The 19371-nt window shown below is 67.1% G+C and carries 15 protein-coding genes; 4 read left to right on the top strand and 11 right to left on the bottom strand.

Annotated features, from left to right (window positions below; translation table 11 throughout):
- Positions 1 to 7 precede the first annotated feature (7 nt).
- From ABD022_RS11415 to ABD022_RS11390, 6 genes are all read right to left on the bottom strand, one after another.
- Positions 8 to 883: a branched-chain amino acid ABC transporter permease gene (locus ABD022_RS11415; protein ID WP_325124367.1), complete on the bottom strand. Its 876-nt coding sequence runs from the start codon at positions 881 to 883 to the stop codon at positions 8 to 10.
- A 105-nt stretch (positions 884 to 988) separates the two neighbouring features.
- Entirely contained in the window at positions 989 to 2203 is a 1215-nt protein-coding gene (locus ABD022_RS11410) for an ABC transporter substrate-binding protein (protein WP_325124368.1), read from the bottom strand.
- A 142-nt stretch (positions 2204 to 2345) separates the two neighbouring features.
- Positions 2346 to 3257, bottom strand: a complete 912-nt coding sequence (locus tag ABD022_RS11405; protein WP_325124369.1) for a LysR substrate-binding domain-containing protein — start codon at positions 3255 to 3257, stop codon at positions 2346 to 2348.
- An 83-nt stretch (positions 3258 to 3340) separates the two neighbouring features.
- Positions 3341 to 4639 carry a sulfate adenylyltransferase subunit 1 gene (locus tag ABD022_RS11400; RefSeq protein WP_343821387.1) on the bottom strand — a complete coding sequence of 433 codons (1299 nt, stop codon included), beginning with the start codon at positions 4637 to 4639 and terminating at the stop codon, positions 3341 to 3343.
- 29 nt (positions 4640 to 4668) lie between these two features.
- Positions 4669 to 5580 carry a sulfate adenylyltransferase subunit CysD gene (gene cysD / locus ABD022_RS11395; protein ID WP_325124371.1) on the bottom strand — a complete coding sequence of 304 codons (912 nt, stop codon included), beginning with the start codon at positions 5578 to 5580 and terminating at the stop codon, positions 4669 to 4671.
- On the bottom strand, positions 5577 to 6344 hold the full coding sequence (locus ABD022_RS11390; RefSeq protein WP_343821385.1) for a phosphoadenylyl-sulfate reductase: 768 nt from the start codon (positions 6342 to 6344) through the stop codon (positions 5577 to 5579). The genes cysD and ABD022_RS11390 overlap by 4 nt, the downstream gene beginning before the upstream one ends.
- A gap of 229 nt (positions 6345 to 6573) precedes the next feature.
- Between ABD022_RS11390 and ABD022_RS11385 the strand changes: the two genes are divergently transcribed.
- Both ABD022_RS11385 and ABD022_RS11380 read left to right on the top strand, forming a co-directional pair.
- Positions 6574 to 7863, top strand: coding sequence for a Glu/Leu/Phe/Val family dehydrogenase (locus tag ABD022_RS11385; protein WP_325124373.1), 1290 nt, complete (start codon positions 6574 to 6576; stop codon positions 7861 to 7863).
- On the top strand, positions 7863 to 8834 hold the full coding sequence (locus tag ABD022_RS11380) for an asparaginase (protein WP_343821383.1): 972 nt from the start codon (positions 7863 to 7865) through the stop codon (positions 8832 to 8834). Before ABD022_RS11385 ends, ABD022_RS11380 begins: the two co-directional genes overlap by 1 nt.
- A 239-nt stretch (positions 8835 to 9073) precedes the next feature.
- On the opposite strand, the gene tdh is transcribed toward ABD022_RS11380, so the two are convergent.
- Complete coding sequence (tdh, locus tag ABD022_RS11375) at positions 9074 to 10114, bottom strand: L-threonine 3-dehydrogenase (RefSeq protein WP_325124375.1); 1041 nt, start codon at positions 10112 to 10114, stop codon at positions 9074 to 9076.
- Positions 10115 to 10136: 22 nt separating this feature from the next.
- Positions 10137 to 11339 carry a glycine C-acetyltransferase gene (locus ABD022_RS11370; RefSeq protein ID WP_325124376.1) on the bottom strand — a complete coding sequence of 401 codons (1203 nt, stop codon included), beginning with the start codon at positions 11337 to 11339 and terminating at the stop codon, positions 10137 to 10139.
- A 282-nt stretch (positions 11340 to 11621) separates the two neighbouring features.
- On the opposite strand from ABD022_RS11370, the gene ABD022_RS11365 reads away from it, so the two are divergent.
- A complete protein-coding gene (locus ABD022_RS11365; RefSeq protein ID WP_325124377.1) occupies positions 11622 to 14219 on the top strand; it encodes an EAL domain-containing protein in 2598 nt (865 codons plus the stop codon).
- A 208-nt stretch (positions 14220 to 14427) separates the two neighbouring features.
- Here the strand turns inward: ABD022_RS11365 and ABD022_RS11360 are convergent, their stop codons facing one another.
- The 3 genes from ABD022_RS11360 to ABD022_RS11350 all read right to left on the bottom strand — a co-directional run bounded on the left by ABD022_RS11360 (position 14428) and on the right by ABD022_RS11350 (position 17935).
- On the bottom strand, positions 14428 to 16116 hold the full coding sequence (locus ABD022_RS11360; RefSeq protein ID WP_343821381.1) for a TRAP transporter large permease: 1689 nt from the start codon (positions 16114 to 16116) through the stop codon (positions 14428 to 14430).
- A gap of 2 nt (positions 16117 to 16118) precedes the next feature.
- Positions 16119 to 16730 (bottom strand): TRAP transporter small permease subunit, encoded by a 612-nt coding sequence (locus tag ABD022_RS11355; RefSeq protein WP_325124379.1) that lies wholly within the window; start codon positions 16728 to 16730, stop codon positions 16119 to 16121.
- Positions 16731 to 16846: 116 nt separating this feature from the next.
- Positions 16847 to 17935: a TRAP transporter substrate-binding protein gene (locus tag ABD022_RS11350; RefSeq protein ID WP_325124380.1), complete on the bottom strand. Its 1089-nt coding sequence runs from the start codon at positions 17933 to 17935 to the stop codon at positions 16847 to 16849.
- A gap of 243 nt (positions 17936 to 18178) precedes the next feature.
- On the opposite strand from ABD022_RS11350, the gene ABD022_RS11345 reads away from it, so the two are divergent.
- Positions 18179 to 19369 carry an MFS transporter gene (locus ABD022_RS11345; RefSeq protein ID WP_343821378.1) on the top strand — a complete coding sequence of 397 codons (1191 nt, stop codon included), beginning with the start codon at positions 18179 to 18181 and terminating at the stop codon, positions 19367 to 19369.
- The last annotated feature ends 2 nt before the right edge of the window (positions 19370 to 19371 follow it).

Genomic DNA, 19371 nt, shown 5'->3' with positions numbered 1-19371 from the left:
GGTGGAATCAGACCTTCTTGATGGCGGTCTTGCCGAACAGCCCGGCGGGCCGCACCGTCAGGACGAGCAGCAGCAGGATGAGTCCGGGGACGTCCTTGTAGCCGGTGGACAGATAGAAGCCGGTGGTGGTTTCGATGACGCCCAGCAGCAGGCCGCCCACGATGGCGCCCAGGCCGCTGTTCAGGCCGCCCACGATGGCCACGGCGAACGCCTTCAGCCCCAGCACCGCCCCCATGGATGCGCCGGTGAGTGTCAGCGGCGCGACCAGCACGCCTGCGAATGCGGCCGTCAGGGAAGACAGCGCATAGGAAAACGTGATGACCAGCTTGGTGTTGATGCCCATCAGGCCGGCCGCGTCGCGGTCGCCGGATGTCGCCACGACCGCCTTGCCGTAGATCGACGTGCGGTTGAACAGCTCGATGGCGCCCATGATCAGCAGCGCGCCCCCCACCACCAGCAGTTCCATCGGCAGGATGTGGGCTCCCAGCACGCTGAAGGGCGTCTCGGGCACGGGCGAGGGAAAATGCAGCGCATCGCGTCCCCAGATGTTCTCGGCCGTGTTGCGGAAGATGATGCCCAGGGCGATGGTCGCCATGATCCAGCCGAACTCGGAACGCGCTTCGATCGCGGGCCGCACGGCCACGCGCTCGACCACGGCGCCCTGCGCCATGCCGAAGATGCAGACCAGGGGGATCATCAGCCAGTAGCTCACGCCCATCCCGACCAGGGTCAGGCCCACCAGCCCCCCGAGCATCAGGGCGTCGCCCTGGCCGAAGTTCAGGGTTTCGGAAGTGGCGTAGGTCAGCTGATAGCCGAAGGCGATGACCGCGTAGATCATCCCCAGGGCTACGCCGCTGTAGACCAGTTGCAGAAAAATCGTCATGTTCTTTCCAGCAGAAACGCGCCGTCCGGGGCCGTGAAGCCCCGGAACCATGCGCCGGAGCGGGCATCCCGCGAAGCGGAATGCTCCGGTGCGGCGGCGTCGGGCTTATTGCGCGGATTGGCCGGCGTTGGCAACGCTGCGCTGCTCGTCCTCGGGGTGGGCGAAGACCACGCGGCCCTTGGAGACCTCGCCCATGTAGACCAGCTCGGGGCCGTCGATGGTTTCGTGGTCGGTCGCCGAATAGGGCGACTTGTAGGTCATGATCACGCCTTCGACGGGCTTCTGCAGGCTTTCGAGAGCGGCGCGGATGTCGGCCCCCTTGGTGTTGCCTGCCTGCTCGATGGCGGCTGCCAGCAGCAGCACCGAATCGTAGCCCTGGGCCGCGGACACGGCCGACTCGATGCGGTCGTGCTTGGGTTTGAAAGTCTGCACATAGGCGTCGATGAAGGCCTTGCGCTTGGGCGTGTTGGGATTCTGGATGAAGGTCTGGGGCATCAGGGCGCCGTCGCCGTTGGCGCGCGCCGTGTCGATGAAGTTCGCCATGGCCAGCGTCCAGCTGCCGATCAGGGGCACTTTCCAGCCGAGCTTGGCCATGCCGTTGGCCAGCTGGGCGAGCTCGGGGCCGATGCCGTAGGTCAGCAGGGCTTCCGCGCCGGCTTCCTTGGCGCGCAGCAGCTGCGCAGTCATGTCGACGTCGCCGATATTGAACTTTTCCACCACGACCGGCTTGACGCCCAGCTTGTCCAGCGCCTTTTCCATGTCCTCGCGGCCCAGCTGGCCGTAGTTGGTGGAATCGGCCATGATGGCGACCTTCTTGAAGCCGCGCTTGGTGACGGCCTCGGCGGCGATCATGGGCGCCTGGATGTTGTCGGCGGCCGACATGCGGAACACGTAGTTGTGCTCGTATTTGGGCGGCAGGAACTGCTGGGTGACCACCGAGCCCGTCGCCACATTGGCAATGGCCGGAATCGCGGCGTTCTGGTAGAAACGGGTCGAGGCCAGGGCCACGCCGGTATTGATGAATCCCACGGTCGCGACGACCTGCTCGCGGTTGATGAGCTCCTGGGCGATCTGCACGCCGCGCTCGTTCTTGGCTTCGTCGTCGCGCTCGATCAGCTCGATCTGGCGGCCCAGCACGCCGCCCTTGGCGTTGATTTCCTGGGCGGCCAGGCGCACGCCGTCGCGCATGCTGACCCCCATGGACGAAGAGCCCCCGGTGAACGGCCCGGATACGCCGACCTTGATGGTGTCGGCCGCGTTGGCGGTCGCCGCCAGCGACAGGGTGATGGCCAGGGCCAGGCAGGTCTTGTGGAATGTCATGTCGTCTCCCGTTTTTGATGCGGCCGACTGATGCGCCGGCCTGATTTACATGCTCGGCGGAAAGTCTATCGACCGCCCTGCGGCGCTGTCGGAAATTGCATCGGGCCAGGGTGGAAAGAAATTCCACCCCTCGGCCCGAGGCCTAGGGAGACGGGGAAATCCGGGCGCAGAGATCCTTCAGCCATAGGGAAAACGCTAGGTGCGCCCCCGTCAGCGGCGTCGAGGCCTCGCGGCACAGGTAGTAGTGGGAATCGGGGGCGGCACGGATGCCGAACGGCGCGACGAGACTGCCTTCGTCGAGGTAGGCGCCCGCCAGGCTGCGCCGGGCGATGATGACGCCCTGCCCCGCCCGCGCCGCAGTCATCGCCAGCCCCACATCGAAGAAGCTCACGCCGCCCTCGGGTTCGGGCCAATCCAGCCCGGCGGCGTCGAACCAGGGTTTCCAGGGATCCAGGGGACAGCGCAGCAGGTTTGCACCGGCCAGGTCGGCGGGGCGGCGCAGGGCGCCGTGGCGTTTCAGGTAGCCGGGAGAGCACGCCGGAAACACGGTGTCGTCCGTCAGGCGTTCCGACAGGGCGCCCGGATAGCGCCCCAGCCCGAACCGCACCCAGAAATCGGCCTGGGTGGGACCAATGTCCAGGTAAGGGATCGACAGCACCACGCTCATGTCGACGTTGGGATGGGCCGAGGTGAATTCGTGCAGGTGCGGCCCCAGGATGTAATGCCCGAAGGTGGGCGTCGTGACCAGCCGGATGCGTTCCCGGGGCCGGGACCGGCGGTGCAGGGAAATATCGGACAGCAGGTGCAGCGCCGTTTCGATCTGGTCCAGGTATTCATGCCCCGCGGCGGTCAGCGAAACGCCGCGGCTGCCGCGATCGAACAGGGGCTGGCCCAGGGCGGCTTCCAGCTGGCTGATGCGCTTGCCGATCGCGCTGGCGGTGATGCAGAGTTCTTCGGCGGCCCGGCCGAACGACCCCAACCGGGCGGCGGACTCGAACGCCTGGATCGTGGCCAGCGAGGGGAGTCGGAGGTTCTGGTGAGCGAATCTGAGCATACGGCTTCATGGCGACGGGCCGGACACCGGCCACCCCGCGCCATTCTGTCACGAAACGCCCGGTCCGCCCACCGGGGCGCGCGTCAGCGCCGGATCAGCCCCGCCGCCGCCGTCTGGTTGGTGGCCGTGTCGATCAGGATGAAGGCGCCCGTGGCCCGTTGCGCATCGTAGTCGTCCAGCACCAGGGGATCGCGGGCGCGCAACTGCACGCGGCCGATGTCGTTCATGGCCAGGGTGCCGTTCCAGTCCACGGAGCGCAACTCGTGGATGTCGCGGCGGGTGCGCACCGCCTGGACGCGCACCTGAGTCAGGCGCGTGCCCTGCTTCAGCCAGTACAGCCGCGCCGGGTTCAGTGCCTGCTGGTCCAGCCAGCACAGGTCCGCCTCGAAGTCCTTGTCCAGCGCCGGCTGCGCGTCCGCATCGACCAGCACATCGCCCCGGGACAGGTCGATGTCCCGGTCCAGCACCACCGTGATGCTGTCGCCCGGCAAGGCCTGATCGGCCGCCTGCACGCCCCGCAGCAGGCCCGCGATGCGGGCTGTCTCGCGGCTCGGCAGCACCTGGACGGCATCGCCAACCCGCCAGGTGCCGCCCTGCAGCTGGCCGGCATAGCCCCGGAACGCATCCGGGCCGCTGCCGTTGTGGCGGATCACCCATTGGACGAAGAAACGCGCCTGGTCCTGTGCCTTTTCGGGTTCGGCCGGCAGGGATTCCAGCAGGGACAGCAGCGGCGGCCCCTGGTACCAGGGCGTCCGCTCGCTGGGCCGGACCACATTGTCGCCCGACAGGGCCGACAGCGGCACGATGTGGAAATCCGCGATGCCGAGCCGGCCGGACAGGTCGCGATAGGCTGCGTGGATCCGCTCGAACACCGCCTGGTCCCAGCCGACCAGGTCCATCTTGTTGACCGCCACCACGATGTGGCGCAGCCCCAGCAGGCGCGCCAGGGTGCTGTGGCGCTTGGTCTGCGGCAGCAGGCGGCCGTCGCTCGCCCGGCTGGCATCGATCAGGATCACGGCGGCATCGGCCGTCGATGCGCCCGTGACCATGTTGCGCGTGTATTGCTCGTGCCCGGGCGCGTCGGCGACGATGAACTTGCGCACGGGCGTGGCGAAGTAGCGGTAGGCCACGTCGATGGTGATGCCCTGCTCGCGCTCGGCCTCCAGGCCGTCGGTCAGCAGCGCCAGGTCGAGCCCGCTATCGGGCGCGCGGGTGTATTTCGAGCCCGCGATGGCCTTGAGCTGGTCGGCGAACACCCCTTTGCTGTCGACCAGCAGGCGGCCGATCAGGGTGGACTTGCCGTCGTCCACCGACCCGGCGGTGATCAGGCGCAGCACGCTGGTTTCCGGCGCGGCCGGCCATTGTTCGTTGATTGCATTCATGATGGGATTCCTTTGTCCGGGCGGGCCGCTCAGAAGTAGCCCTGCTTCTTGCGCCGCTCCATCGACGCCTCGGAGGTCTGGTCGTCCATGCGCGTGGCGCCGCGCTCGGTGATCGTGGTGACGGCGGTCTCGGCGATGATGTCGGCCGGCGTGGATGCGGTGGAGGCCACCGGGCAGGTGCAGGACACGTCCCCCACGGTGCGGAAGCGCACGCTCAGGCGTTCGACCTGCTCGTCCTCGCGCGGCGGGGTCAGCGGCGTGACGGGAACCAGCAGGCCATTGCGGCGCACGACATCGCGCTCGTGCGCGTAGTAGATCGAGGGCAGGTCCAGGCCCTCGCGCTCGATATACTGCCAGACGTCCAGCTCGGTCCAGTTCGAGATCGGGAAGACGCGGATGTTCTCGCCCGGATGCACGCGGGTGTTGTACAGGTTCCAGAGCTCGGGACGCTGTGCCTTGGGATCCCATTGACCGAATTCGTCGCGGAACGAGCAGATGCGCTCTTTGGCGCGCGCCTTTTCCTCGTCCCTGCGGGCGCCGCCGATGCAGGCATCGAAGCCGAATTCTGCGATCGATTCCAGCAGCGTCGTGGCCTGGGCCGCATTGCGCGAATCAAGAGCGTGACGCAGCACCACCGTGCCGCGCGCGATCGAATCTTCGACGCTGCGCACGATCAGCTCTTCGCCCAGTTCGGCCGCGCGCCGGTCGCGGAAGGCAATGACCTCGGGGAAATTGTGGCCGGTATCGATGTGCATCAGCGGAAAGGGGAAGCGGCCCGGGCGGAAGGCTTTTTCCGCCAGGCGCAGCAGCACGCAGGAGTCCTTGCCGCCGGAGAACAGCAGCACGGGACGCGCGCATTCGGCGGCGACTTCCCGCAGGATGTAGATGGCTTCCGATTCCAGCCAGTCGAGATGGGTCCGGGCTAACAGGGCTGTGCTCATGATGTCGATGTTTCCGTAGTATCCGTGGGGATGGGGTCGCGGGGGCGCACCCCGGGTTGCCCCGATGTCCGCAGGTTGCCGGCATGCAGGCCGCATTCGCGGCTGTCGCGCTGCTCCCACCACCAGCGGCCGGCGCGCGGATCCTCGCCGGGCCGCACGGCGCGGGTACAGGGCTCGCAGCCGATCGAGGGATAGCCGCGGTCGTGCAGCGGGTTGTAGGGCACATCCAGCGCACGCACCACGTCCCAGACCTCGTCGGCCGACCAGAGCGCCAGGGGGTTGAATTTCTGCAGGCCGAAAGTGTCGTCCCATTGCGCATCGGGCAATTCGACCCGGGTCACGGACTGCTCGCGCCGCTGGCCCGTGATCCAGGCCGTACGGCCCGCCAGGGCGCGGCGCAGCGGCTCGACCTTGCGGATGCCGCAACAGGCCTTGCGCAATTCCACGCTTTCATAGAAGGCGAACTCGCCATGCGCGGCCACATGGGCGCGCACCGCATCGGGATCGGGGTGCATCACGCGCACCTCGATGCCGTAGCGCGCGCGGACGACGTCCACCATGGCCAGGGTTTCGGCATGCAGGCGGCCCGTGTCGAGCATGAAGACCCCCAGGGGACGGGGCAGTTGCGCCACCGCATGGATCAGCAGGGTATCCTCGACCCCCATGGACGACGCCAGCAGCGCGTCGGGGTGCAGATCCGCGATGCGCCGAAGGGATGCCATCAGGGCCTCCCAGCGCGCCGCCAGCGGCGGGGACAGCGTCATCGGCACGATTCATCTCCAACAGGACAAAGCCGGCACTTCCCGCCGGCGGAAGCGCCCAGTGTGCCCCTCCGACGCCCCGGCCGGAACGAAAAAAACGTTGGTTCCATATAACCGCAGGCCTTCGACGGGCCGATGCGGGGACACAGAACGCTGCCGCCGCACTAAAATGGGGCCGGTAGCATGTCCCTGACAGTCCTGAACTCATACTTCATACAAAAGGTCGCACACCATGCCCGAACCGATTTCCCAACCCATGCCTTCCTACCTGGATTCCGCTCATCCCGGTCCCTGGGGCATCTATCTGGAACAGGTCGACCGCGTCACGCCCTACCTGGGCTCCCTGGCGCGCTGGGTCGAAACCCTGAAGCGCCCCAAGCGCATCCTGATCGTGGACGTGCCGGTCGAACTGGACAACGGCACGGTCGCCCACTTCGAGGGCTACCGGGTGCAGCACAACACGTCGCGCGGGCCCGGCAAGGGCGGCGTGCGCTATCACCAGGACGTGACCCTGTCCGAAGTCATGGCCCTGTCGGCCTGGATGTCGGTCAAGGCCGCGGCAGTGAACCTGCCCTTCGGCGGCGCCAAGGGCGGCATCCGCATCGACCCGCGCAAGTACTCCCAGGGCGAACTGGAACGCATCACGCGCCGCTACACCAGCGAAATCCATGACATCATCGGGCCCAACAAGGACATCCCCGCGCCGGACGTGAACACCAACGGCCAGGTCATGGCCTGGATGATGGACACCTATTCCATGAACGAAGGCGCCACCACCACCGGCGTGGTGACCGGCAAGCCGATCTCGCTGGGCGGCAGCCTGGGGCGCGTCGAAGCCACCGGCCGCGGCGTGTACGTGGCGGCCTGCGAGGCGGCGCGCGAATCCGGCATCGACATCAAGGGCGCACGCATCGCCATCCAGGGCTTCGGCAACGTGGGCGGCACCGCCGCGCGCCTGTTCCACGAAGCCGGGGCCAAGGTCATCGCGGTGTACGACCACACGGGCATCGTCCACAACGCCAACGGCCTGAACATCCTGGCCCTGTTCGACCATGTGCGCGAAAACGGCGGCGTGGCAGGCGCCCCCGACGCGCAGACGCTCAGCCCCAAGGAATTCTGGTCGCTCGAGACCGAAATCCTGATCCCGGCCGCCCTGGAAGGCCAGATCACCCGGGACAATGCCGACCTGATCCGCACGCGCATCCTGGTCGAAGGCGCCAACGGCCCCACCACCCCCGAGGCCGACGACATCATCTCGGCCAAGGGCACGGTGATCGTCCCCGACGTGGTCGCCAACGCGGGCGGCGTCACGGTCAGCTACTTCGAGTGGGTGCAGGATTTCTCCAGCTTCTTCTGGACCGAGCAGGAAATCAACCACCGCCTCGAGGCCATGATGCGCGCCGCCTACGCCGCCGTGTCGGCGGTGGCCCGCCAGCACGGGGTGTCCCTGCGCACGGCCTCGTTCATCGTGGCCTGCACCCGCATCCTCGAAGCCCGCCAGGTGCGCGGCCTGTATCCCTGATGCGGCCCCGCCTGGTCCTGATCGGCACGGGCGGCACCATCGCCGCCACGGCCGGCGATGCCCGCACGCTGACCGGCTACCGGGTCACCCAGGGGATCGACGCCATGCTGGCGGCGATCCCCGGCGCGGCCGACGTGGCCGACATCCGCTGCGAGCAGCCGTTCAACGTGGACAGCCGCGACCTGACCACGGCCCAGGTCCTGCGCCTGGCGCGCGCCATCGACCGCCACGTCCGCGACCCGGGCGTGGACGGCGTGGTGGTGACCCACGGCACCGACAGCCTGGAGGAAACCGCCTTCTTCCTGCACCTGACGGTGCGCAGTCCCAAGCCCGTCGTGCTCGTCGGGGCCATGCGCCCGGCCTCGGCGCTGAGCGCCGACGGGCCGCTGAACCTGGTCAACGCCCTGCTGGCGGCGGCCGATCCGGCCAGCCGCGGCCGGGGCGTGCTGGTGGTCATGAACGACTGCATCGTCGCCGCGCGATACGCGGCCAAGCGCCACACCACCCGGGTGGACGCCTTCGGGGCCGATGGCGCGGGCGTCCTGGGCACGATCGCCGACGGCTGCGTCCGCTACGCCATGCGCCCCGACCTGCCCGACGCGGCGGTCTTTTCCCTGGCCGGCCTGCGCACTTTGCCGCCGGTGGACATCATCACCGACTACCAGGACGCACCCGCGCATCCCTACGCCGCGGCGATCCAGGCGGGTTCGCGCGGCATCGTGGTCGCGTCCATGGGCAACGGCAGCCTGAGCCCGGCCGCCGTGCGGGGCTGCGCCCAGGCGATGCGCCGCGGCCTAGTGTGCGTGCGTGCCAGCCGGGTGCCGGACGGCCCGGTCACGGGCCGCGCCACCGACAGCGGTCCGCTGGCGTCCCATGCGCTCAATGCCCTGCAGGCGCGCATCGCCCTGAGACTGGCGCTGGCACGAGAAATGGACCGCGACGGGATCAGCGATCTGCTGCAGCGGCTGTAACCCGCCAGGCGCTGATCATCTCCAGCCGGAACATCTCTCCACGGCGCGACTTGCACGTCGCTTCGATTCGTCTGGCATGAGACAGTCCGCAGTGGACTGTCCCATGTCCCGCCTCATCCACCTCGCCGCTTGCAAGCGGCTCGGATTCGCCAGGCGCTGATCATCTCCAGCCGGAACATCTCTCCACCTCGCCGCTTGCAAGCGGCTCGGATTCGCCAGGCGCTGAATAGTCCTCAGGACTATTCAGCGTCCTGGCTCATCCAATCCAGGATGACTTTGCCGCTCTGGCCGGACAGCATCGCCTCGAAGCCCTGGCGGAAGTCCGCCACCGGGTAGCGGTGCGTCAGGATGGGCGACAGGTCCAGGCCGCTCTGCAGCATGGCGACCATCTTGTACCAGGTCTCGAACATCTGGCGGCCATAGATCCCCTTGATCTCCAGGCCCTTGAAGATCACCTGGCTCCAGTCGACGCCCACGCCGTCGGGCAGGATGCCCAGCATGGCGATCTTGCCGCCGTGGTTCATCTGATCCAGCATCGAGGAAAAGGCGCTGGGCACACCCGACATTTCCAGGCCCACGTCGAAGCCTTCAGTCATGCCGAGCTCGTGCATCACGTCGCGCAAATCCTCGCGGGCCACGTTCACCGTGCGGCTGGCGCCCATGCGGGCGGCCAGGTCCAGGCGGTAGTCGTTGACGTCGGTGATGACGACATTGCGTGCGCCCACGTGGCGGGCGACCGCCGCTGCCATGGCCCCGATGGGGCCGGCGCCCGTGATCAGCACGTCCTCGCCCACCAGATCGAAGGCCAGCGCCGTATGGGTGGCGTTGCCGTAGGGATCGAAGATCGCGGCCAGGTCGTCGGACACGTCGTCCGGGATGCGAAAGGCGTTGAAGGCCGGAATCACCAGGTAGTCCGCGAAGGCGCCGGGGCGGTTGACGCCCACGCCCTGGGTGTTGCGGCACAGGTGCCGGCGCCCGGCGCGGCAGTTGCGGCAGTGGCCGCAGGTGATGTGGCCTTCGCCGGAGACGCGGTCGCCGATCTGGAAGCCCTGGACTTCCTGGCCGATTTCCACGACCTCGCCCACGTATTCGTGGCCGACGTGCATGGGCACGGGAATCGTGCGCGCGGCCCAGTCGTCCCATTTCCAGATGTGGATGTCGGTACCGCAGATGGCGGTCTTCCGGATGCGGATCAGCAAGTCGTTGTGCCCGATGACGGGCTTGGGGACATCCACCAGTTCCAATCCGGCGGCGGGCTGCACTTTGGCCAAGGCTCTCATGAAAATCTCCGAAAGGGGTCCGTCAGGCAATGACGCCCAGGTCGCGCCCGACGCGGGCAAAGGCCTGGACGGCCCGTTCGATGTCCTCGGGCGCATGGGCCGCGCTCATCTGGGTGCGGATGCGGGCCCGGCCCTTGGGCACTACCGGATAGGAAAAGCCGATCACATAGATGCCCTGGTCCAGCAGGGCATCGGCCATGCGTCCGGCCAGGGCGGCATCGCCCAGCATCACCGGGATGATCGGGTGCTCGCCGGGCACCAGGTCGAAACCCAAGGCCTGCATCCCGCGCCGGAAATGCGCGCCGTTGCGATGCACGCGGGCGCGCAGTTCAGCACCTTCGGTATCCTGGAGCAGTTCGAGCACCCGCCGGGACGCCGACACGATGGCCGGGGCCAGCGTATTGGAAAACAGGTAGGGGCGCGAACGCTGGCGCAGCAGGTCGACGATCGCGGGATCGGCCGCGACATAGCCGCCCGAGGCACCGCCCAGCGCCTTGCCCAGCGTTCCGGTCAGGATGTGGACCCGCCCCGCCACGCCGCAGTGCTCGGGCGTGCCGCGTCCGCCGGCGCCCATGAAGCCCACGGCATGGGAATCATCCACCATCACCAGCGCGTCGAACTCGTCGGCCAGGTCGCAGATCGCCGCCAGGTCGGCGATGATGCCGTCCATGGAAAACACGCCGTCGGTGGCGATCATGATGTGCCGCGCTCCGCCATCCCGGGCCGCCTGCAGCTGCGCGCGCAGGTCGTTCATGTCGTTGTTGGCGTAGCGGTAGCGGCGCGCCTTGCACAGGCGGATGCCGTCGATGATGCTGGCATGATTCAGTGCGTCGCTGACGATGGCATCCTGCTCGTCCAGCAAGGCTTCGAACAACCCGCCGTTGGCATCGAAACAGCTGGAATACAGGATGGCGTCTCCCATCCCCAGCCAGCGGGCCAGTTCGGATTCCAGGGCCTTGTGCCCGGTCTGGGTGCCGCAGATGAAACGCACCGACGCCAGGCCGAAACCGTCGGCGGCCAGACCCTGGGCGGCCGCCTGGATCAGGCGGGGATCATTGGCCAGGCCCAGGTAGTTGTTGGCACAGAAGTTCAGGACATCGGAGCCGTCTGCCAGCCGCACGCGCGCGGACTGCTGGCTTGCAATGACGCGTTCGGACTTGTAGAAACCGTCTTCGCGCAGCTGCCCGATCCGGGCGCGCGCATCCGCAAGGAATCGCTGTGACATGATCCACCTTTTGGGGGAATGCATTGGAATGGGATTGCGTGCGGGCATTGTACGACGCCCGCCTCCGGCGATGCCCCGACATGCGCCCTCCGGCGCCGCCCCGGCATTGTTTACAATCCGGATAACTGATGACAATCCTACGGGCTATGCAACACTTTGCCGCATCTCCCGGGGCACTATGATGGTTTCTTTTGGCCCTATGGCAGGGCGCGCCGGGCACTCTCCCGCTATCCAGGGACCGCGCGCCGGCCATCCGGAAACCCGGAGACCGGACCGAACCTTATGGCTTCTCGCGATCGCCCGTACCGCGGCATCCTTCTGCCTGCCCTGGCGCTGTGCCTGGGCATGCATGTGCCCATCGCGCGTGCCCTGACCCTGGAAGTCGGCATCTACGATCAGAAGCCCGATGTCTACATCGCCCGGGACGGCCGGCCGGCCGGCATCCTGGGCGAACTGCTGAACGAGATCGCCCGCCAGGAAGGCTGGGAAATCCGGACCCAGGCCTGCACCTGGGAACAATGCATGCAGCAGCTCGCCCAGGGCACGATCGACCTGCTGCCCGACGTCTACTACACCCCGGAACGGGCCCAGGCGTTCGGCCTGCACCACGTCCCGGCGCTGCACAGCTGGTCCCAGGTCTATGCGCGGCCGGACCACGGCCTGCGCTCGATCGAGCACCTGAAGAACCGCTCGATCGCGGTGCTGTCGGGCTCGACCCAGCAGGAATACCTGCAGACCACATTCTCGGGCCTGCAGATCGACGTCCGCACCGATGCCGTCCAGACCCTGGAGGCCGGATTCCAGCGGGTGCAGGCCCGCCTGGACGATGCCGTGGCAGCCGATTTCTATGTCGGCGAGCTGCTTGCACAGCAATACAACCTGGTCGCCACGCCCATCGTGTTCCAACCCACCCAGGCCTACTTCGCCACACCGCAAGGCCGACACCCCGAGGTTCTGGCAGCCATCGACCGCCACCTCAGCGCCTGGCAGGCCAATCCCGGCTCGTTCTATTACCGTACGCTGGACAGCTGGCGCATGCCCCGACCCCAGGCCCTGCTGAACCGCTACGGAAACTGGATCATCGCCGGCCTGGGCGGGCTTCTGGTCCTGACCCTGGCCCTGGCGCTGCTGCTGCGCATCCAGCTGGGTCGCCAGCGGCGGCGCCTGCGGCGCGCCGAACGCCGCCAGGGTGCCATCCTGGAAGCCATCGACGCCGCCGTCGGCATCAAGGACCTGGACTTCCGCTACACCTTCGCCAACCGCAAGCAGGAAGAATTCCTGGGGATGGGCCAGGGCAAGCTCATCGGCCTGCGCGACGACGAGGCCCTGACCGACGCCGATTCGCTGGCCAGCATCCGGCGCAGCGACCAGGCCGTCATCGACTCCCAGGAACGCAGCGTATCCCAGATCACCATCCGGCCGCCCCAAGGCGAGCCCCGCACATTCCTCACGATCAAGGCCCCCATGCGCGGCCCGGATGGCGCACTGGAAGCCATCTGCACGGTCGCCACCGACATCACCGAACGCCTGCGCGCCGAACAGGCCGCCCACCACCTGGCCGTCTACGACGCGCTGACCGGCCTGCCCAACCGGCGCACGGCACTGGCCCACCTGGCGCAGATGCTGGAATCGGTCCGCCAGGGCCGGCCCATCGGCGCCCTGCTGCTGATCAACCTGGACGGCTTCAAGCGGATCAACGACATGTACGGGCACGAGACCGGGGACCAGGTCCTGTGCGGCACCGCCGACCGCCTGCGGACCAGCGTGCGCGACCGCGATCTGGTGTCGCGCGTCAGCGCCGACGAATTCATCGTGCTGCTCGACGGCCTGGGCACCCAGATCAGCGACGCCGCCCGCAACGCCATGCACGTGGCCGAAAAGACGCGGCTCGCCATCTGCAACAGCGCGTTTTCCATCCACGGCAAACCGGCCTATGTCACCGCCAGCATCGGCCTGACCCTGATCCACGCCGACAGCCAGACCACCGACACCGTGATGCGCGAGGCCGACATGGCCACCCACCGCGCCAAGCAGCAGGGCGGCAACCAGGCCACGTTCTACGAGCAGGGCCTGCAATCCGAGGTCGAGCAGAGGCTCTGGCTGGAACACGACCTGCTGCAGGCGATCGGCACGCCGCAACTCACCCTGCACGTACAGCCGCAGTTCGGCCACGACGGGCGCGTCACGGGCGGCGAGCTGCTGGCTCGCTGGACCCACCCCAGCCGGGGCGCGGTATCGCCCGCCCTGTTCATCCCCGTTGCCGAAGAAACCGGCCTGATCAGCCTGCTGAGCGCCTGGTCCCTGCAGTTCGCCTGCGATGCCCTGCTGGCCCTGCAGGAAGAAGGCGAGACCTATCCCCTGTCCCTGAACGTCAGCCCGCGGCGGCTGATGGAACCGCAGTTCCCCGAATACGTCCGCGACATCCTGGAAAGCAAGGGCGTCCCGGGCAATCGGCTGATCTTCGAAATCACCGAAGGCGTGCTGATCCAGGACGTGCAGGCGGTCGCCCGGCGCATGCAGGCGCTGTCGCGGCTGGGCATCCGCTTTTCCATCGACGACTTCGGCACCGGCTATTCCAATCTGGCGTACCTGAAGCGCCTGCCGCTGTACGAGCTGAAGATCGACAAGAGCCTCGTCCAGGACATCCCCAATGACAGCGACAGCATCGCCATCGTCCAGCTGATCCTGGCCATGGCGGACCAGCTCAACCTGCGCGTGGTCGCAGAAGGCGTGGAAACAGAAGCCCAGTCCCGCTTCCTGTTCGAACACGATTGCCACGCCCTGCAGGGCTACCTGCTGGCTCGCCCCATGCCGTTCGAAGCCTGGCTGGACGTGGTGCGCGCCCGGCGGCGATCCGCCGCCACCGGCAACCCGGCCTGATCCGGAGCATCCAGGGCCAGCCTTCCCAGGCCGGCTGCCGCCAATCGCCGCAAAAAAAGCCCCCACGCTGCGCCTTCGGCTTGCTGCCCCCCGAGGGGGGCGCTTTTTGCCTTGGGGCGGCCCGGCGGCAAAAAAAGACCCGGCATGCCGGGTCTTTCGGTGATGCGCATGGCCGGCGCCGCCTGGGCGTGCCGGCCATGGGTCCTTCCTACTTGAACATATTGTTGTAGTCCTGATCCGACGTGCTCGGCGTCTGGCCATCGGCCCCGGCGCCATAGCCGCCGAAGTTGCCCATGTCGAGCTTGACGTCCTCGATGTTGACCTGAGGACGGTCGGCCTTGTAGTGGGTGACCATGCCCGGGTACAGCAGCACCAGGACCACCATGGCGATCTGGATCACGATGAAGGGAATCGAGCCCCAGTAGATCTGACCGGTGGTGACCTTGGCGATGGTCTCGCCGGTGATCCGGTCCTGGTAGTCTTCCTTGGGCGCCACCGACCGCAGGTAGAACAGCGCGAAGCCGAACGGCGGGTGCATGAAGGATGTCTGCATGTTCACTGCCAGCAGAACGCCCAGCCAGATCAGGTCGATGCCCATCTTGTCGGCCACCGGCCCGATCAGCGGCACGATGATGAAGGCCAGCTCGAAGAAGTCCAGGAAGAAGGCCAGGCAGAAGGTCAGGATGCTGACCACGACCAGGAAGCCCATTTCCCCGCCCGGCAGGCCGGTGAGCAGGTGCTCGACCCACAGGTCGCCGTTCACGCCGCGGAAGGTCAGGCTGAACACCGACGAGCCGATCAGGATGAACACCACGAAGCAGGTCAGGGTCGTGGTGGTGTCCATGGCCTGGCGCAGCAGACTGAAGTTCAACCGGCGCTTGATGATGGCCATCACCAGGGCGCCGACCGCGCCCATGGCGCCGCCTTCGGTGGGCGTGGCCACGCCGATGAAGATCGTGCCCAGCACCAGGAAGATCAGGGCCAGCGGCGGGATCATGACGAAGGTGACGCGTTCGGCGATCTGCGACAGCAGCCCCAGCCTCAGGACCTTGTTGAGCCCGGCCATGACGAACGCCGCGGCACCCCAGATCAGGATGCTGGTGACGATCAGCTCGTCCACGTGCGCGCCATCTTCCAGCAGGAACTCCACACCCACGAACGACGCGCCGACGGACAGGGCCATCAGCACCAGCAGCGAGGGGATGCCATGGCCGCCATTGGGTTCGACGAACGTGCGGGCCTCTGGCGGGATGGCAGGCGCCATCTTGGGCCGGAACAGGGCCATCACGACGACGTACAGGATGTACAGCCCCGTCAGGGCGAAGCCCGGCAGGAAGGCACCCTTGTACATGTCGCCGATGGAACGGCCCAACTGGTCGGCCAGCACGATCAGCACCAGCGAGGGCGGGATGATCTGCGACAACGTCCCGGACGCCGCGATCACGCCGGTTGCGAGACGGCGATCATAGCCGTAACGCAGCATGATGGGCAGCGAGATCAGACCCATCGAGATCACCGAGGCGGACACCACGCCGGTGGTCGCCGCCAGCATCGCGCCCACCAGGACGACCGCGATCGCCAGGCCGCCGCGCAGCGGGCCGAAAAGCTGGCCGACGGTCTCCAGCAGGTCCTCGGCCATGCCGGAGCGTTCCAGGATCAGACCCATGAAGGTGAAGAACGGAACCGCCAGCAGGGACTCGTTGCCCATCACGCCGAACACACGCTGCGGCAGGGCCTGGAACAAGGCCGGAGACAGCAGGCCCAGGTCGATCCCGATCAGGCCGAACAGGATGCCGTTGGCAGCCAGCGAAAAGGCCACCGGGAAACCCAGCAGCAACAACACCACCAGCATGCCGAACATGATCGGCGCCATATAAGCCAGAAACAATGCTTCCATGGTCAGTGCCCCTCATGCGAGGCAGCCTCGCGCTGTTGCGCCTCGCGGGCGATTTCCTCGGCGAGCAGTTCCTCGGCGGACTTGCCCGTATGCACGTCGCGGGGATCGGGGCAGCGGCCGAGCAGGCAGCCGACGCTCTTGATCAGATGCGAAATACCGGCGGCGACCAGCATCGCGAAGCCGATGGGAATCAGCAGCTTGGCCGGCCAGCGGATCAGGCCGCCCGCGTTCGAGGACTGTTCGTTGTTGACGAAGGCATCCATGAAGAACGGCCAGGACAGCCACATGATGAGCCCGCAGGCGGGCAGCAGGAAGAACAGGACGCCGATGATCTCGATCCAGAGTTGGGTGCGCCGGGAAAAGCGCGAGGCCAGGACGTCGACGCGGACGTGTTCGTTCTTGAGCAGGGTATAGCCGGAAGCCAGCAGGAAAATGGCGCCGAACAGATACCACTGCAATTCGAGCCAGGCATTGGAACTGACGTTGAACAGCTTGCGGATCGTCGCGTTGGTGGCGCTGACGAGTACCGCGAGCAGGATCAACCAGGTCACGGCCCGGCCCACGCGGCGATTGACAGCGTCGATCGCTCGCGACAGGGCGAGAAGTGCATTCATGGTGAGAGCCGATGAAAAATGAGTTACGCCCGGACACGCGCAAGCCCCCACGAGGGGGGCTGGCGCGCGAACCGGTCATGGACGGCCGTCAAAAGCAGGCCGGCACGAGGCTTCGATTACTTGGCCGCGGTGGCCATGTATTGGTCGAAGCTGCCTTCGGCGATGCGGAACCACGGGATTTCATGGTCGCGGAAGCCCATGTAGGCGTCGTGGATCTTCTTGAAGCCGGCATCCTTGGCGGACAGTTCCGCGTAGGTTTCCTGGGCGGCCTTGTAGCAGGCGTCCATGACGGGCTTCGGGAAGGCACGCAGCTTGGCGCCTTCGGCGATCAGGCGCTTGAGGGCGTTCGGGTTTTCCGCGTCGTAGGTGGCGATCATGGTGTTGGTCGCCAGGGCGGAGGCCTGGTCGAGCACGGCCTGGTAATGCTTGGGCAGGGCTTCGTACTTGTCCTTGTTCACGTACAGGGACACCTGCAGCGTGCCTTCCCACCAGCCGGGGAAGTAGTAGTACGGCGCCACGCGGTGGAAGCCGAGCTTCTCGTCATCGTAGGGCCCGATCCATTCGGCCGCATCGATGGTGCCCTTTTCCAGGGACGGGTAGATGTCGCCGCCGGCGATCTGCTGCGGCACCACGCCGAGCTTCATCAGCACCGCACCGGCGAATGCCGCGGTACGGAACTTCAGGCCCTTGAGGTCTTCGACGCTCTTGACTTCCTTGCGGAACCAGCCGCCCATCTGGGTGCCGGTGTAGCCGCAGGGGAAGTTCACGATGTTGTACTTGGCGAACAGTTCGCGCAGCACCTGCAGGCCGCCGGCATGGCGCACCCAGGCGTTGTACTGGCGGGTATTCAGGCCGAAGGGGACGGCGCCGTCGAAGCACAGGGCCGGGTCCTTGCCGAAATAGTAGTAGGACGCGGTATGGCCGCATTCGACCGTGCCGTTCTGCACGCCATCGAGCACGCCCAGAGCGGGCAGGATTTCGCCGCCCGGGAAGGCACGGATCTGGAATTTGCCGCCAGTCGCTTCGGACACGTACTTGGCGACGTTTTCGCCGCCGGAGTAGATGGCGTCGGCACTACGGGGAAAACTGGAAGCCAGGCGCCAGGAGATGGCAGGCGATTCCTGGGCAAAGGCGGGAGCGGCCAGGGTAGCGCCACCAGCGGCCGCGCCTAGGGCAGCCTTCTTGAGGAAGGAACGACGTTGCATGAGAGAGAGCCCCTAAGTTGGTTGGTAAACCGGTCAAGTGTGCCGTTTTGTAAACGGTCGAGAGCGCGTGCATGATGCATGAAATCTGAAGCTCTCCGCAATCAGTAATAACGCCTAGAGTTTTTCCCGATTGAATCTGCCAATTTCCATGACAGCAATAGGGGAACCCACCTAGCCGGCCCCTTTCCAGGCATTTCCGCTGTCCATGTGCGACAATGCCGATTTGGTCATCGCGACCCTGGCGTGCCTCCTTCTTCCGATTCTTTCAGCCTGGCCCGGATTGCCCTGCCGGCATTCGGTCCTTCCCTGCTCTTCGGCCTCGGAGAAGGTGCGATCTATCCGGTCCTGGCGCTGAGCGCCCGCGACCTGGGTGCCAGTTCGGCGCAGGCCGGCCTGATCGTGGCGCTGATCGGCATCGGCTCGATGATGGCCAACCTGCCCGCCGCCGCGCTGGCCAACCGCTACGGCGAGCGCCGTGCCATGGTCGGCGCAGCCGTCTTCAGCCTGGCCGCCCTGGCCCTGTGCCTGCTCGCACGCACGCCCTGGGTCTTCGGCCTGGGCGTCCTGATGATCGGCCTGGCCAGCTCCGTCTTCCTGCTGGCGCGCCAGACCTACCTGATCGAAGCCGTCCCGCCCTACATGCGCGCACGCGCCATGTCCACCCTGGGGGGCACCATGCGCGTGGGGCTGTTCGCCGGGCCCTTCATGGCCGCCGCCTTCATCCACATGCTGGGCCTGCCCGGGGCCTACTGGGCCGCCGTGCTGGCCTTCCTGGGCACGGGCATCCTGGCCTTCAGCATCCCGGACCTGGAACCCCGGGACCGGGCAGCGAACCGCAACGCTCCGCCGCTGTCCCTGGCGAACCTGGCGCGTGCGCACGCAGGTGTCTTCCTCACGCTGGGAGTCGCCACGGGCCTGGTCTCGGCGATCCGGTCCTGCCGACAGATCGTCATCCCGCTCTGGGCCGACCAGATCGGCCTGGACGCCACCGCGACCGCCCTGATCTACGGCATCATGGGCGGCGTGGACATGCTGCTGTTCTACCCGGCCGGACGCATCATGGACCTGCGCGGACGCCTCTGGGTCGCCCTGCCCTGCATGCTGATCATGGGCGCCAGCCTGGTCGCCATCCCCTGGGCCACGGGATTCGCCAGCCTGCTGGCGGTCAGCATGGTGCTGGGCGTGGGCAACGGCATCGGCTCGGGCATCATCATGACCATCGGCGCCGACGCCTCGCCGCCCTCGGACCGCACCCGGTTCCTGGGCATCTGGCGGCTGCTCACCGACCTGGGCGGGGGCGGCGGACCATTGCTGATGTCCGCCATCACCGCCGCCGTATCGCTGGCCGGCGGCATCACCGCCATCGGCGCCCTGGGCTTCATCGCCGCCTGGATGTTCTGGCGCTGGCTGCCCCGCAAGACTGCCTCCCCCTGACG

The organism is Castellaniella daejeonensis (assembly GCF_039523555.1).
Lineage (GTDB): Bacteria > Pseudomonadota > Gammaproteobacteria > Burkholderiales > Burkholderiaceae_B > Castellaniella > Castellaniella daejeonensis.
This window is presented reverse-complemented; position numbering and strand designations above follow the sequence as displayed.

Bases quoted from the DNA above. Each gene is read 5' to 3' on its own strand.
- ABD022_RS11360 (WP_343821381.1), bottom strand. From the start codon at position 16,116: ATGGAAGCATTGTTTCTGGCTTATATGGCGCCGATCATGTTCGGCATG.
- ABD022_RS11370 (WP_325124376.1), bottom strand. From the start codon at position 11,339: ATGTCACAGCGATTCCTTGCGGATGCGCGCGCCCGGATCGGGCAGCTG.
- ABD022_RS11385 (WP_325124373.1), top strand. From the start codon at position 6,574: ATGCCCGAACCGATTTCCCAACCCATGCCTTCCTACCTGGATTCCGCT.
- tdh (WP_325124375.1), bottom strand. From the start codon at position 10,114: ATGAGAGCCTTGGCCAAAGTGCAGCCCGCCGCCGGATTGGAACTGGTG.
- ABD022_RS11405 (WP_325124369.1), bottom strand. From the start codon at position 3,257: ATGCTCAGATTCGCTCACCAGAACCTCCGACTCCCCTCGCTGGCCACG.
- ABD022_RS11410 (WP_325124368.1), bottom strand. From the start codon at position 2,203: ATGACATTCCACAAGACCTGCCTGGCCCTGGCCATCACCCTGTCGCTG.
- ABD022_RS11355 (WP_325124379.1), bottom strand. From the start codon at position 16,730: ATGAATGCACTTCTCGCCCTGTCGCGAGCGATCGACGCTGTCAATCGC.
- ABD022_RS11380 (WP_343821383.1), top strand. From the start codon at position 7,863: ATGCGGCCCCGCCTGGTCCTGATCGGCACGGGCGGCACCATCGCCGCC.
- cysD (WP_325124371.1), bottom strand. From the start codon at position 5,580: ATGAGCACAGCCCTGTTAGCCCGGACCCATCTCGACTGGCTGGAATCG.
- ABD022_RS11365 (WP_325124377.1), top strand. From the start codon at position 11,622: ATGGCTTCTCGCGATCGCCCGTACCGCGGCATCCTTCTGCCTGCCCTG.
- ABD022_RS11400 (WP_343821387.1), bottom strand. From the start codon at position 4,639: ATGAATGCAATCAACGAACAATGGCCGGCCGCGCCGGAAACCAGCGTG.
- ABD022_RS11350 (WP_325124380.1), bottom strand. From the start codon at position 17,935: ATGCAACGTCGTTCCTTCCTCAAGAAGGCTGCCCTAGGCGCGGCCGCT.
- ABD022_RS11415 (WP_325124367.1), bottom strand. From the start codon at position 883: ATGACGATTTTTCTGCAACTGGTCTACAGCGGCGTAGCCCTGGGGATG.
- ABD022_RS11390 (WP_343821385.1), bottom strand. From the start codon at position 6,344: ATGACGCTGTCCCCGCCGCTGGCGGCGCGCTGGGAGGCCCTGATGGCA.